The sequence below is a fragment of the uncultured Ruminococcus sp. genome (assembly GCF_946415235.1).
Classification (GTDB): Bacteria; Bacillota; Clostridia; order Oscillospirales; family Ruminococcaceae; genus Ruminococcus.
In genome coordinates, this window is the sequence record NZ_CAMKRR010000011.1 from 13,166 (window position 1) to 26,066 (window position 12,901).

Annotated in this window: 15 protein-coding genes; all 15 read right to left on the reverse strand. The window is 47.3% G+C overall.

Annotation, left to right across the window (positions count from 1 at the left end):
- Nucleotides 1-130: 130 nt before the first annotated feature.
- The 15 genes from Q0R37_RS04415 to purC all read right to left on the reverse strand — a co-directional run bounded on the left by Q0R37_RS04415 (nt 131) and on the right by purC (nt 12,794).
- Nucleotides 131-751 carry a hypothetical protein gene (locus tag Q0R37_RS04415; RefSeq protein ID WP_294751797.1) on the reverse strand — a complete coding sequence of 207 codons (621 nt, stop codon included), beginning with the start codon at nt 749-751 and terminating at the stop codon, nt 131-133.
- A gap of 11 nt (nt 752-762) precedes the next feature.
- Nucleotides 763-2,049 (reverse strand): phosphoribosylamine--glycine ligase, encoded by a 1,287-nt coding sequence (gene purD, locus Q0R37_RS04420; RefSeq protein ID WP_294751800.1) that lies wholly within the window; start codon nt 2,047-2,049, stop codon nt 763-765.
- Nucleotides 2,050-2,074: 25 nt separating this feature from the next.
- Complete coding sequence (locus Q0R37_RS04425) at nt 2,075-2,524, reverse strand: hypothetical protein (RefSeq protein ID WP_294751802.1); 450 nt, start codon at nt 2,522-2,524, stop codon at nt 2,075-2,077.
- Between the two features lie 95 nt (nt 2,525-2,619).
- Nucleotides 2,620-3,135 carry a hypothetical protein gene (locus Q0R37_RS04430; protein ID WP_294751805.1) on the reverse strand — a complete coding sequence of 172 codons (516 nt, stop codon included), beginning with the start codon at nt 3,133-3,135 and terminating at the stop codon, nt 2,620-2,622.
- A 174-nt stretch (nt 3,136-3,309) separates the two neighbouring features.
- Nucleotides 3,310-3,888: a hypothetical protein gene (locus Q0R37_RS04435; RefSeq protein WP_294751807.1), complete on the reverse strand. Its 579-nt coding sequence runs from the start codon at nt 3,886-3,888 to the stop codon at nt 3,310-3,312.
- A gap of 57 nt (nt 3,889-3,945) precedes the next feature.
- Nucleotides 3,946-5,127, reverse strand: a complete 1,182-nt coding sequence (locus Q0R37_RS04440; protein WP_294751808.1) for a phosphoribosylaminoimidazolecarboxamide formyltransferase — start codon at nt 5,125-5,127, stop codon at nt 3,946-3,948.
- Nucleotides 5,128-5,319: 192 nt separating this feature from the next.
- Nucleotides 5,320-5,832 (reverse strand): hypothetical protein, encoded by a 513-nt coding sequence (locus Q0R37_RS04445; protein ID WP_294751809.1) that lies wholly within the window; start codon nt 5,830-5,832, stop codon nt 5,320-5,322.
- A 95-nt stretch (nt 5,833-5,927) separates the two neighbouring features.
- Entirely contained in the window at nt 5,928-6,641 is a 714-nt protein-coding gene (locus Q0R37_RS04450) for an IMP cyclohydrolase (RefSeq protein WP_294751811.1), read from the reverse strand.
- Nucleotides 6,642-6,678: 37 nt separating this feature from the next.
- A complete protein-coding gene (locus tag Q0R37_RS04455; RefSeq protein WP_294751813.1) occupies nt 6,679-7,245 on the reverse strand; it encodes a putative ABC transporter permease in 567 nt (188 codons plus the stop codon).
- A 19-nt stretch (nt 7,246-7,264) separates the two neighbouring features.
- A complete protein-coding gene (locus Q0R37_RS04460) occupies nt 7,265-7,882 on the reverse strand; it encodes a putative ABC transporter permease (RefSeq protein ID WP_294751815.1) in 618 nt (205 codons plus the stop codon).
- Nucleotides 7,883-7,886: 4 nt separating this feature from the next.
- On the reverse strand, nt 7,887-8,510 hold the full coding sequence (gene purN, locus Q0R37_RS04465) for a phosphoribosylglycinamide formyltransferase (protein WP_294751817.1): 624 nt from the start codon (nt 8,508-8,510) through the stop codon (nt 7,887-7,889).
- A gap of 38 nt (nt 8,511-8,548) precedes the next feature.
- Nucleotides 8,549-9,430 (reverse strand): expansin EXLX1 family cellulose-binding protein, encoded by an 882-nt coding sequence (locus Q0R37_RS04470; protein WP_294751819.1) that lies wholly within the window; start codon nt 9,428-9,430, stop codon nt 8,549-8,551.
- Between the two features lie 120 nt (nt 9,431-9,550).
- Nucleotides 9,551-10,588, reverse strand: coding sequence for a phosphoribosylformylglycinamidine cyclo-ligase (gene purM, locus Q0R37_RS04475; protein WP_294751821.1), 1,038 nt, complete (start codon nt 10,586-10,588; stop codon nt 9,551-9,553).
- Nucleotides 10,589-10,646: 58 nt separating this feature from the next.
- Entirely contained in the window at nt 10,647-12,071 is a 1,425-nt protein-coding gene (locus Q0R37_RS04480) for an amidophosphoribosyltransferase (protein WP_294751822.1), read from the reverse strand.
- A 3-nt stretch (nt 12,072-12,074) separates the two neighbouring features.
- A complete protein-coding gene (gene purC / locus Q0R37_RS04485) occupies nt 12,075-12,794 on the reverse strand; it encodes a phosphoribosylaminoimidazolesuccinocarboxamide synthase (RefSeq protein WP_294751824.1) in 720 nt (239 codons plus the stop codon).
- Between the last annotated feature and the right edge of the window lie 107 nt (nt 12,795-12,901).

The window sequence follows — 12,901 nt, forward strand, 5'->3', positions numbered from 1 at the left end:
ATTGTAGGATATCTACAATTCGAGCCGCCTGTTTTTGTGCAATATACAGAACTTAAAAATTATTTTTTCCTTATTAAACGGTTTTCCGTTTAATTTCAGAGGATTTCAGCCCCCTTATGAAAGGACGTTATCAGTCGTCCACAAATTCGCTTTTGTATTCCGCAACTCTTGCCCTGTCGCCGTGGCAGTCGATTTCGATATCTCCGTGCTCGACAAAGCTCCTTACTGACTGGAACATTATAATAAAGGCAAGCGCGTTGACGATGATACTGAAATAAACTCTGATACCGAGGATATTTCCGAGCATACCCGCGAACATTATGGAAATACAGATAATGATCTTGGTCTCAAGCTTTTTGTTGTCTCTTTCAAATTCCATAAAGCTGAGGCATACAAATCCCGAAATAACGGAATGAGCAATAGCTACAGCAAGCGAATAAGGCTTATAAGCCTCTATCTTGTAGGAATTGAGCTCAAGTACCATCATTGCGGCTTCAAGGAATATATAGAATGTCCATGCGATCTTCAGGATAGTCCTGAATCTTATGGAAGAAGCCATTAGCCAGTCGCCCATCATGAGCAGTGCAAAGCCTGCTATCTCCACGGTATAAGCGGTAAAGCTGAGTATACTCGTATGTATCGAGCCGGGCTCGTAGGACTTATAGAATATGAAGCATATGAAGCCGAATGCGATAAACAGGATATTGCCGATAACGCTCAGCTTCAATCCGAAGTTCAGTCTTTCGTGCATATCCAAGCTCCTTAACCGAGGGCTTTGAGTGCTCTCTGACCGATATCTTTTCTGTAGTGTGCGCCCTCAAAGCTTATCTTGGAAACTCCCTCGTAAGCCTTGTCCAGAGCCGCCTGAAGGTCATCGCCCTTTGCGGTTACGCCGATGACCCTTCCGCCGTTTGTGAGGAATTTTCCGTCGTCAGAGAGCTTTGTACCCGCATGGTAAACGAAGCAGCCTTCCACCTGTCCCTTATCATCGAAGCCCTTCATTTCGATTCCCTTGGGGTAGCTTTCGGGATAGCCGCCGCTTGCCATGACTACGCAGGCGCAGCTGCCCTTATGCCACTTGATATCCACCTTATCGAGCTCATGTTTGTATACAGCTTCAAATATCTCATAGAGGTCAGCGTCCAGCATAGGGAGAACTACCTGAGTTTCGGGGTCGCCGAAGCGGCAGTTGTATTCTATTACCTTAGGCCCCTTCGGAGTTATCATAAGACCGAAGTAGAGACAGCCCTCAAAGGTGCGTCCCTCTGCGTTCATAGCGTTCATAGTGGGAATGAATATCTTCTTCATGCACTCCTTTGCGATATCGTCCGTATAGCAGGGATTAGGAGAAACAGTACCCATGCCGCCCGTATTGAGGCCCTTGTCGCCGTCGAGAGCGCGCTTGTGATCCATTGAGGATATCATAGGCACCATAGTTTTTCCGTCTGTGAAGCTGAGTACGGATACCTCGGGACCAGTAAGGAACTCCTCTATAACGATACGTGCGGAGCTCTTGCCGAACTTGAGCTCGTCAATCATTTCATGTACAGCAGCAACAGCTTCCTCCTCGTTCTGAGCGATGATAACGCCCTTACCGAGAGCAAGACCGTCAGCCTTTATTACTGCGGGGTAGCTGTTCTGCTCTTTAAGATAGGCAATAGCCTTATCGGACTCGGTGAATACCTCATAGAAAGCGGTAGGGATGTTGTACTTCTTCATGAGCTCCTTTGAAAAGACCTTTGAGCCCTCGATTATAGCCGCATTTGCCTTAGGACCGAAGGTCATGAAGCCCTCTGCCTGCAAAGTGTCCACCATACCGAGTACCAGCGGATCGTCGGGAGCAACAACAACCATATCGGGCTTGAGCTCCTTAGCGAGAGCAACGATGCCGTCAACGTCGGTCGCCGCCACATTGAAGCACTCTGCATACTTTGAGATACCGCCGTTTCCGGGGGCACAGTAAAGCTTTCCCACATTGGGGCTTTCAGCAAGCTTCATGATTATGGCGTGTTCACGGCCGCCTCCGCCGACTACTAATACGTTCTTCATTGGGGTATTCCTCCTGTATATTGTTTTATGTATCTTCCCTGTCAGTGTTCATGCCGTTATACGGCGGATAAGCAGGTTTTGAAAAGCCGTTGTACAGCTCTATGGCGCCGCAGCAGAAAAGTATAATAGTTGCAGCGGAAGAGAACCGTCCTGTAAATCTTCTTAAAGTACTCAGAGATGATAACATTCCCATCTCTTCAGCGCTCGTTAAATATCTGATAAAGAGACTGGAAAAGTAGGAAACAACAGTTGAAAGAACAGAAAAAACTGCTGTCAGGATTATGATCGTCAGACCGCGCTGTTTCTGAAAATCAGTCTTGTTGAGATTACAGAGAGCCAGTATGCACTTTGGCAGTACTGCAAAAGCCGTTGTTACCAGAGTCAGTACTTTTGTGACTGTCTGAAGGGCTCTGCCATCAAAGCCCCTGTAACCATGCAGCGAATAGCACAGTTCACGTAAAGGAGCAGAGAACATCAGGAGCACATCAAACAGGAATGTTATGCCGCAAAAAACGAGCACCAGTGATAAAGCAGTTTTTATACTTTTTCTTCTTTCTATTGTAATATCCTTTATTTGTATTTAAGATGCTTTACGTGTCTGTCCTCGTCAATACCGAGAGCTGCCGCGGTACATACCAGCACCAGCGCTCCGACGAGGAGTATGCCGAAAAAGAAGGTGATATACTCGGTCCGCTGAATCAGCCAGCGTTCAGAAGCATATTCAGCACCCGAAAGGTGGGATATCAGCAGAGCAAGAGCGTGTTCTGCAATAAATCCGAATATCCACAGCAATGGAGCTGCCTTAAGAGTGCGCCTGCATCGCTTTGCGGAAAAAGCCCAGCCCGTACAGCTTATGATATAGCCTATGAAAGGCGCCCATACCAGTACCGTAAGGCAGAGCATGACTTTTCTCTTTCCCGATATCATCATTTCGGGGTGTGACGCCTTGAAACCGTCGCCTGCAAGGGCGCTGAAAAGCGTCCCCGAAAGAATGTATGAAAGTATGGAAAAAACTACGTAGACTCCGCAGAAAGCAGCGGCGGTCTTATAAAGTTTTTCAAGCTTGATAGAATTATAGCTGCCCATATTGTGATCCCCCCGAATAACAAATAGTCAGATAAAAAGCTTCTGTAATTTATTCATTTTATGTTTTAGATAGAATTTGAGCTCCCGAAGCATAGTTCAGGGCAATGACCGCCTTACGGCGGTTATTGAGTGATTATTATTTATAATATAGCATAACCCCGTAAACATTGCAAGTTATTTGGTGGTTCCTTCCGTATCGGGGAACTTTATCATGCTGAATATATCAGCTATCTTGTTCTCGACATAGCCGAAATTGTTGCTTTCCGCGTAAGCGCAGATGTATTTGTCATCATAGTCTGCAAGGTACATTCTTGCGCTTATGGTCTCGTCAACAGCCCATTCATAGTAATAGAATGTTCTTTCGGCAGTTGCGAGAGTACCCGTAGAGCGGACCTCGTCCGAATTTACTACGGACAATACCTTGAACTCGGCAGTTTCGCCCTGAGGCTTCTCGTCCGACATGAAAAGGCTCAGGCCGCAGCTGTTGATATCCTTATCGGTTATCATGCGGAGCTCGCAGGGATCGTCGGGAGAATTTACATATGACCATAAATTAGGGTCTGCGTAGTACGTGAACTCATCACACTTTACATAGCCGTTGAAGTAATCGGTCTTTTCCTTGCCGAGGGGTAAAGTCGCAGTCTGAACGGGTTCGGCGTGGTTTGCGGGATCAGATGTCTGTGCTGTACAGCCGCACATAGCCGATAAAAGGACAGCTGCTGAAAAAACAGCTGTGATAGTATTTTTCTTCATTGGAATCTCCTTAATAAAGCTGCGGCCTTTCCCGACCGCAGCTGTATATTATCGTTATCAGTGGTGGAACAGACGTATGCCTGTGAATGCCATTGCAATATTGTATTTATTGCAGGTCTCGATAACGTTGTCGTCGCGGATCGAACCACCCGGTTCAGCAATATATTCAACGCCTGACTTCTTTGCGCGTTCGATATTGTCACCGAATGGGAAGAAGGCGTCGGAGCCGAGGCATACGCCTGTGTTCTTTGCGAGCCATGCTTTCTTTTCCTCGCGTGTGAAAACAGCAGGCTTTACCTTGAAGATGCGCTGCCATTCGCCCTCACGGAGAACGTCCTCGTACTCGTCGCCGATGTAAACGTCGATAGCGTTGTCGCGGTCTGCACGGCGGATATCGTCAACGAACTGAAGTCCCATTACCTGCGGGGACTGTCTCAGCCACCAGTTATCGGCTTTCTGACCTGCAAGGCGTGTGCAGTGTATTCTTGACTGCTGACCTGCGCCTATTCCGATAGCCTGTCCGTCCTTTACGTAGCAGACTGAATTTGACTGTGTATACTTAAGAGTAATGAGAGAGATAAGGAGATCGTCCTTCTTGTCATCGGGGATATCCTTATTTTCAGTAACTACGTTTGCGAGGAGCTCGCGGTTGATGTCAAGCTCGTTGCGTCCCTGCTCGAAGGATACGCCGTATACCTGCTTTGTCTCGATAGGAGCGGGCTTGTAGTTCTCGTTCATTTTGAGTATGCAGTAGGTGCCCTTTCTCTTGGACTTGAGAATTTCAAGGGCTTCGGGCTCATAGTCGGGAGCGATAACTCCGTCTGATACCTCACGCTGTATCATTTTAGCTGTGCATACGTCCACCTTGTCGGAAAGGGCAATGAAGTCGCCGTAGGAGGACATTCTGTCAGCTCCTCTTGCTCTTGCGTAAGCGCTTGCAAGGGGAGTGAGTTCGCCGAGGTCGTCCACCCAGTATATCTTCTTGAGATCGTCGGAGAGCGGTCTGCCGATAGCAGCACCTGCGGGTGATACGTGCTTAAATGAGGTAGCTGCACACATACCTGTAGCAGCCTTGAGCTCCTTTACCAGCTGCCAGCCGTTGAAGGCGTCAAGAAGGTTTATATATCCGGGCTTTCCGCAGAGCACCTCGATAGGGAGCTCGCTGCCGTCAGCCATATAAACTCTTGAAGGCTTCTGATTGGGGTTACAGCCGTATTTTAACTGCATTTCATTTGACATTTTTCATGTCCTCCTTATATTAATTCATAATTCGTAATGCGTAATGCATAATTATTCAGCCTGTTTAAGACTCAGTCAGCTTTGTTTCTTTTTATCCTTGCAAGCTCTTTGCGGATATTGTCTGAAATAGCTTGTGTATTCATAAATGCATGGTGCATTTTTACCTCAATTTGTATATAGGCACTAAAAATATTACAATGTAGGCACTAAAAATATTACAAAAATTATACACCAAACGATTAAAGAGAAGAAAATAGCAAGTTCTATTTTTTTATTGAGGAAAGGCGGTGAAGCTACATCATAGAGGTTATCTGGCCTTATTGCCGCTAAAAAGGTTGGCCAAAACATAGATGCTATACACAAAATATTAAACAATATATCTATGTCATAAATATAAAAAAGAACACAGGATAAAAATAATGTTAATGTAAATATGGAGAATGATGCTAATACTAAAAGTCTCCATCTTTTTATTTTTTGTGCTCTTTTTTGTGAGTTTATGGTTTCTTGTTCCTTTTTATATTCAAATTCATCACGTTTAAGGTCAATTTCTTTAAGTTTTGCTTCATCAATAATTCTGACAGTACGTGTTCCGTCATCTATTATCATTTTTGAGCCGCAGAAAGAACAGAAGCATTGTTTAAAATCCTCACTGATTTCTAATGTTGCTCCACACCTTGGACAAATAATAGATTTAATCTCCATATTTTCACCTCCAAGATACTTATCAATGCTGGAAATAACTTTTCGTATTCTATTAACTCATTATGGATAACGTCCGCAAAGTCACTATCATTTTATTACTTGTTCTTGTTTACGATACGTGTCTCCTCAGTGTTGTTTTCGAGGTTCACGTAGCGGACAAAGAGAGATACCTTATTATCTGTATTGAGATTGTTCCAGAGCATATCCGTGAACTGGTCGATATTGCCGCTTATGCCGACAAGCTTTGGCTCGCCCTCAAAGCTGGGGAGAGGAGAACCGTCGCCCATATAGGTGTGTATGAAGTGTCCCTCGCCTGCAATGGGATTATTATAGCTGAATGTGAATCTCTGACATGAGTCGGGGTTGCCGTTAGCGCTCTTGAGTATGGACATTGCGTAGTTGAAGCCCTCCTTGCCGAAGCGGAGTATTCCCGAGATACGGGGAGTATAGTTGGGAGCGTCGTCCTCGAATTCTCTTGTGCGGAGAGCCTGCTCGAAGGTGTACTGCTTGTCCATGAGTTCATAGATAGTATCGGTCTGATCGCCGTTTGTAACGATGAGCTTGTTGCCGAGAACTCTTACGGGAGCGTAGATTATAAGGTGGGGATCGGTAAGCTTTGAGGGATCGAATGCCTCTGTGCGGATACCCTTGCCGTCCTCGATGAATACGCGGTTGCGGCTGTTCTCGCTCCTGCCCATGATGAAGTATGCTGTTACTGCGTACTTTCCGCAGTCGGATTTACCGATGACGATACCTCTTCCGGGATAAGCGTTTGTGCTGAGTTCATTTGCCAAATCAAGCTTTTTCATAATAAATACTCCTTTCGGATAATGGTTTGTTTTTATATCAGTATCTTAAGATAAGAGTGAGCGTGAAGTCTGTAACAACTATCACCAGCACGATAAGTGTGATGATGTTGAGAGTTCTGCGTTTCGGCTTTGCAAGAAGCCAATTGTAGAAGGGCTGTACAAAGTACAGGAACAGCAGTCCTCCCATGCCGAACCTCAGCGAAGGTGAGAGCGCTATCCTTGCCTGAAAATTGATATCGTAGTCCGCATATGTATCCCACGGCCAGCTGCCCGTGAAGTATTCAAGGACATATGTGCCTGCAAGCTCTACGGCAGTTGCAACTGCCATGCTTCCGAAGAATATGATGAAAGGACGGGATATCTGCAAAAGGCGTCCGCCCTCTTTTTTCATCAGCTTGCCGAAAAACAGCAGGAACAGCATTGCTCCCACAGCGTATATCGGACAGTACGGACCGAACATTATACCAAGATTTGTGAAGCCCCATTTATAGACCACTACTTCAAGGAAAACCTCGTAGCACCAGCCGAATACCGCATACATCCAGAAGCAGAGAAAGAGCTTCTGAACAATTTGTTTTTCCAATAATTCCTTTATTTTTTTCATGATAGTATGTCCCTTAGCACTATATAGCCGTGATGTGATGAATGAACATAGCGGCTTCTGCCAGTTTCGGCGTATAGCCTGTGGCCTTTGTGAATATAAAGTCCGTGAGGACTATCACCAGCACAGCGAGCGCAATGATATTCAGTGTTCTTCGTTTCGGCTTTGCAAGGAGCCAGTCGAAGAACGGCTGTACAATATACATGAACAGCATACCGCCCAGTCCGAAGCGTACGGAAGTGCTGAGAGCGATACGAGCCTGAAAGTTGTACTTGTACCGTGCATAGGTCTGCCAAGGCCATGAGCCCGTAGTTGCTTCGAGTATATATGTGGCTATCAGTTCCACAAGGGTGGCGATCGCCATACACCCGAGAAAGATAAGCAGCGGCTTGACTATATTCAGCCATTTTACGTCCTTTTTCTTCATGAGCCAGCCGAAGCACAGCAGGAACAGAAGCGCTCCCACGCCGTATATGGGACAGTAGGGACCGAACATATTTCCTCTGTTGTGAAATCCCCAGCGATAGACCACTGTTTCAAGGAAAACCTCGTAGCACCAGCCAAGTACCGCATACATCCAGAAGCAGAGGAAGAGCTTCTGAATAGTCTGTTTTTCAAATAATCCCTTTATTTTTTCCATGATATTACTTTACGTATGCCTTTCCGCCGATTATCTCTATCCTGTCCTGACAGAACAGGGATACAGCCTCGGGGAGTATCTTCCACTCAGCCTGTTCCATTATACGCTTTTGGAGTGACTCGGGAGTATCACCGTTTTCTACGGGGACAGCTTTCTGTATTATTATCGGTCCGCCGTCGCACTCTTCGGTTACGAAATGTACCGTTGCGCCCGAGAGCTTTACTCCCGCCTCGAGAGCAGCCTCATGTACATGAAGACCGTAGAATCCCTTTCCGCAGAAGCTGGGTATTAGTGCAGGGTGAACGTTCATCATCTTGTAGGGGAACGCCTTTACTACCTGCTCGTCGAGTATGGTCATGAATCCTGCATATACCACAAGGTCAGCCTTCTCTGCGATGAGAGCGTCCGTCACCGCCCGTGTGTAGTCGGCAATGGCAGTGTAGTCCTTTCTCGGTATAACGATGCTCTTTATGCCGTTCTGAGAAGCACGTTCAAGAGCGTAAACGCCCTCCTTTGAGGATATTACGCAGGTTATCCTTCCGCCCTTGATGATACCGGACTTTTCCGCGTCGATAAGAGCCTGCAGGTTAGTGCCGCCGCCCGAAACGAGCACGACTATATTCTTCATGAGTTTTTCCTCCTGTTGTGTTATCGCAAGAGCGAATATTATTCGGGGAACTGAACGTGTCCCTGTATTATCTCCGTATCGTCGTAGGAAAGGGGGATATCCTTGTCTATGACTACCTGTCCGTAGATATCGGTTATGCGGAATGTAAAGGGTCCCTTGCCCATATCCCTTGACTCAAAGTAATTGTAGGGGCGGCGGGGTATCTCAACGAATTCGCCGTCCTCATTGAGGTATTCAAGCTTGGTTATAGGATAGCGGTGGTTCCTTACCTGAACTCCGCACCAGAACTCCGTGCTGCCTTCCTTGTATTTGAAGCATATGGGAGCATTCTCCGCGGTATCAAGGGGGATTATCTTCCAGCTTACGGGAACTCTGCCCTTTTCAACGGGAGCGATGAGGGGGAATGCGTCCGTATACAGGTCAAGGTCGCCCTTCTTTCCCTCGGGGAGCTCGTCCGTTACCAGCATTTTTATAGTGCCCAGCTCGCCTGTTACTTCGAGGTATGCGCCTGCAAGCTGAGCCTCGTTGTAGTCGTAATGGTTCATGGCTACTATCCAGTAGTCGTGGGAAACGGGATCGAGCATAGCATGGCCGCCCGTATATCCGCCGCCGTAGAAGGTGCCCTCGCCTGTATGTACAGTACCCTTGGGTTCGAGTATACATTCCTCGTCTATTGGGAGGTCGGGTATCTCGAACTCAGTGGGAGCTTTTCCGTTCACGCCGAGGAGGAACTTTTGCAGAGCATTGAGCTCAGCCCTTGATATCTCCTCATTCTTCCGCGCGGTTATAAGGTCGAAGCAGTCCACTGTGCCGTCGGAGTTGTAATCCATGTCGATATTCTCGGCTGCGCCGCTGCAAAGCGGAGCTGAGGTCAGGACCGCAAGAGCAAGTCCAAGTGCAATAAAACTGTTTTTTTTCATAAACATCACCGTCTTTTTAAAATCTTCCAAATCCCATATCCCATGGAGTCTGTACTTGTGTTGTGAATTCGGATAATTTATGCGGCTTCTGCTCTGATGTTTAATGAGTCAGCTGATGTATCAGCAGATGATAACGCCTTCCTCGGACTCAACGAGCTCGCCGAGCACGTAAGCGTCCTCACCTGCGGCCTTGATAGCTGCGATAGCCTTGTCAGCGTCGTTTTTGTCAACAGATACGACCATTCCCACGCCCATGTTGAAGGTATTGAACATATCGCGCTCGGGGATGTCGCCTGTTCTCTGTATGAGGTTGAATATAGGAAGTACCTGTACCGAGTTCCTATCGATCTTTGCTGCAAGGTTTTTCGGGAGAGAACGGGGGATATTCTCATAGAAGCCGCCGCCCGTGATATGAGAGATCGACTTTACGCTGACGCTCTCAAGCAGGCTCTTTACAGCCTTTACGTATATGCGTGTGGGAGTGAGCAGACACTCTCCGAGAGTAGTTCCAAGATCGTTGAAGTGCATTTTGAGATTCTGCTCGTTTACGTCGAATACTCTTCTTACAAGTGAGAAGCCGTTGGAGTGTACTCCGCTGGACTTTATTGCGATAAGGATGTCGCCTGACTTCTGAGTGTCGGGCTGGAGTATCTTGTCCTTGTCAACAACGCCTACTGAGAAGCCTGCAAGGTCGTACTCGTCCTCGGGCATAAGACCGGGGTGCTCGGCAGTCTCGCCGCCTATGAGAGCACATTCTGCCTGAACGCAGCCCTCTGCAACGCCTGAAACGATAGTGGCGATCTTTTCGGGGAAATTCTTGCCGCAGGCGATATAATCAAGGAAGAACTGAGGCTTTGCACCGCAGCAGATGATATCGTTTACGCACATAGCAACGCAGTCGATACCAACTGTGTCGTGCTTATCCATGATGAATGCGAGCTTTATCTTGGTACCTACGCCGTCTGTGCCCGAAACGAGAACAGGCTTGCTGATACCTGTCATATCAAGCTCAAAAAGACCGCCGAAGCCGCCGATACCCGAGAGAGTTCCCTTTATCATGGTACGTGCGATATGCTCCTTCATCAGCTCAACTGACTTGTAGCCTGCGGTAACGTCAACGCCTGCCTTTTTGTAGCTTTCGGAAAAACTGTTGTTCATTGGTTTACCTCCATAGTTGCCTGTCTCCCTGCCACAGGCAGGGAGACAGAGTATAAGTTTATTCTTTGCCGTTCCAGCAATATGTGCAGAGACCGCATGAGTTGAGACCTACTGCCTTTTCAGTGCCCTCAAGGGTCTGGAATTCCAGTGAGGTGAGGCGGAGCCTCTTGCATATTTCGTCTCTGAGCCTGCGTCCTCTTTCTGTTGCGGAGTTGCTGTACTCCTCGATATGTCTTACGCCTACAGGTCCTTCAAATTCGTCGATGATCTGACGGGCGATGAGCTCCATTTCCGATGTGCTGCGTGAGAAGTTGAGGTACTTGCAGCCGTACATGATAGGAGGACAGGCAGAGCGCATATGAACTTCCTTTGCGCCGTGCTCGTAGAGGAATTCAACTGTTTCTCTCATCTGTGTTCCTCTTACGATACTGTCGTCCACAAAGAGGAGCTTTTTGCCGCTGATAAGCTCATGTACGGGTATGAGCTTCATCTTTGCAACCTGATTCCTCATGCTCTGATTTGTGGGCATGAAGCTTCTCGGCCATGTGGGAGTATACTTGATGAACGGTCTTGCGAAGGGTATGCCGCTCTTGTTTGCGTAGCCTATAGCGTGGGGAGTTCCCGAATCGGGGACTCCGCAGATGTAGTCAACGTCGGGCAGTCTGCCGTTCTTGATGTCGTTTTCAGCCATTATCTCGCCGTTGCGGGTACGCATGACTTCAACATTGACGCCCTCGTAAACAGCGTTGGGGTAGCCGTAGTAGGTCCAGAGGAAGGTGCATATCTTCATCTTTGAAGCGTCGCCCTCTGCTATGGTCTTACATTCGTCGGCTGTGAGCTCGGCTATCTCACCGGGGAGGAGCTCCTTATAAGTAGTATAGCCCAGCTTCTGGAAGGCGAAGGACTCTGTTGAAAGGCAGAAGCCGTCGCTTCTCTTACCGATTATAATAGGAAGTCTGCCGAACTTGTCTCTTGCGGCGATGATGCTCTTCTCAGTGAGTATGATAAGGGACATTGTTCCCTCTATCTTTTCCTGAGCATAGCGTATACCGTCCACGAAGGAGTTCTTCTGTGCTATTAAAGCGCCTATGAGGTCGCCCGAGTTGATATTTCCGCTGCTCATGGACTCAAAGTTGGCACAGCCCTTTTCAAGGAGCTCGTTCACGAGCTCGTCCGCATTGCGGATTATACCCACAGAGCAGACAGCGTAAATGCCCAGCTTTGAGCGGACAAGTATAGGCTGGGGGTCTGTATCGCTGATACAGCCGATACAGAGCTTCCCGCGCATTGTCACAACATCGTTTTCAAATTTGGTGCGGAAGGGAGAGTTTTCGATACTGTGGATATTTCTCTGAAAGCCGTGCTCCTCCGACCATGAGGTCATACCTCCGCGTCTTGTGCCGAGGTGCGAATGATAGTCTGTTCCGAAAAATACGTCGGTAACGCAGTCATTTTTTGAAGCTGCTCCGAAAAAACCGCCCATAGCTTATTCTCCCATAAGTCTCTTCATGATTTCCTGATATGCTTCTTCAACGCCGCCCATATCTCTGCGGAAGCGGTCCTTGTCAAGCTTCTCGTGAGTTGTTGAATCCCAGAAGCGGCAGGTATCGGGAGAGATCTCGTCAGCGAGGATTATAGTTCCGTCAGCTGTCTTGCCGAACTCTATCTTGAAGTCGATGAGGTCGATGTTGAGTCCCTTGAAGAACTTTAACATGAACTCATTTACCTTGAAAGCGTACTTTGAGATAGTGTCGATATCTTCCTTTGTAGCGATGCCGAGAGCAAGTGCATAGTAGTCGTTGATGAACGGATCGCCGAGATCGTCGTTCTTGTAGCTGAATTCAAGGATAGGGCAGAGGAGCTGCTTGCCTTCTTCAACGCCCATTCTCTTTGAGAAGCTGCCTGCTGCGACGTTTCTTATGATGACCTCAAGGGGAACGATAGAAACCTTCTTTACGATAGTTTCGCGGTCGCTGATCTCCTCTACAAGATGAGTAGGAACGCCTTCCTTTTCGAGCATTTTGAACATGAAGTTCGTCATCTTGTTGTTGATAACGCCCTTGCCTGTGATAGTGCCCTTCTTCTCGCCGTTGAATGCAGTTGCGTCATCCTTGTAATCAACGATAACGAGGTTAGGATCGTTTGTAGCGAAGACCTTCTTGGCCTTGCCCTCATAGAGCTGTTCCTTCTTTTCAATGTTTGACATTTTAAAATTCCTCCTTGAGAATGTTTAAATGAATATATATGCAATTCCGCATCATTGCGGAGATTGTAAGCGATATCAATGCATAATTCGTAATTAAGGTATGCCTT

Bases quoted from the DNA above. Each gene is read 5' to 3' on its own strand.
- Q0R37_RS04415 (WP_294751797.1), bottom strand. From the start codon at position 751: ATGCACGAAAGACTGAACTTCGGATTGAAGCTGAGCGTTATCGGCAAT.
- purD (WP_294751800.1), bottom strand. From the start codon at position 2,049: ATGAAGAACGTATTAGTAGTCGGCGGAGGCGGCCGTGAACACGCCATA.
- Q0R37_RS04425 (WP_294751802.1), bottom strand. From the start codon at position 2,524: ATGTTCTCTGCTCCTTTACGTGAACTGTGCTATTCGCTGCATGGTTAC.
- Q0R37_RS04430 (WP_294751805.1), bottom strand. From the start codon at position 3,135: ATGGGCAGCTATAATTCTATCAAGCTTGAAAAACTTTATAAGACCGCC.
- Q0R37_RS04435 (WP_294751807.1), bottom strand. From the start codon at position 3,888: ATGAAGAAAAATACTATCACAGCTGTTTTTTCAGCAGCTGTCCTTTTA.
- Q0R37_RS04440 (WP_294751808.1), bottom strand. From the start codon at position 5,127: ATGTCAAATGAAATGCAGTTAAAATACGGCTGTAACCCCAATCAGAAG.
- Q0R37_RS04445 (WP_294751809.1), bottom strand. From the start codon at position 5,832: ATGGAGATTAAATCTATTATTTGTCCAAGGTGTGGAGCAACATTAGAA.
- Q0R37_RS04450 (WP_294751811.1), bottom strand. From the start codon at position 6,641: ATGAAAAAGCTTGATTTGGCAAATGAACTCAGCACAAACGCTTATCCC.
- Q0R37_RS04455 (WP_294751813.1), bottom strand. From the start codon at position 7,245: ATGAAAAAAATAAAGGAATTATTGGAAAAACAAATTGTTCAGAAGCTC.
- Q0R37_RS04460 (WP_294751815.1), bottom strand. From the start codon at position 7,882: ATGGAAAAAATAAAGGGATTATTTGAAAAACAGACTATTCAGAAGCTC.
- purN (WP_294751817.1), bottom strand. From the start codon at position 8,510: ATGAAGAATATAGTCGTGCTCGTTTCGGGCGGCGGCACTAACCTGCAG.
- Q0R37_RS04470 (WP_294751819.1), bottom strand. From the start codon at position 9,430: ATGAAAAAAAACAGTTTTATTGCACTTGGACTTGCTCTTGCGGTCCTG.
- purM (WP_294751821.1), bottom strand. From the start codon at position 10,588: ATGAACAACAGTTTTTCCGAAAGCTACAAAAAGGCAGGCGTTGACGTT.
- Q0R37_RS04480 (WP_294751822.1), bottom strand. From the start codon at position 12,071: ATGGGCGGTTTTTTCGGAGCAGCTTCAAAAAATGACTGCGTTACCGAC.
- purC (WP_294751824.1), bottom strand. From the start codon at position 12,794: ATGTCAAACATTGAAAAGAAGGAACAGCTCTATGAGGGCAAGGCCAAG.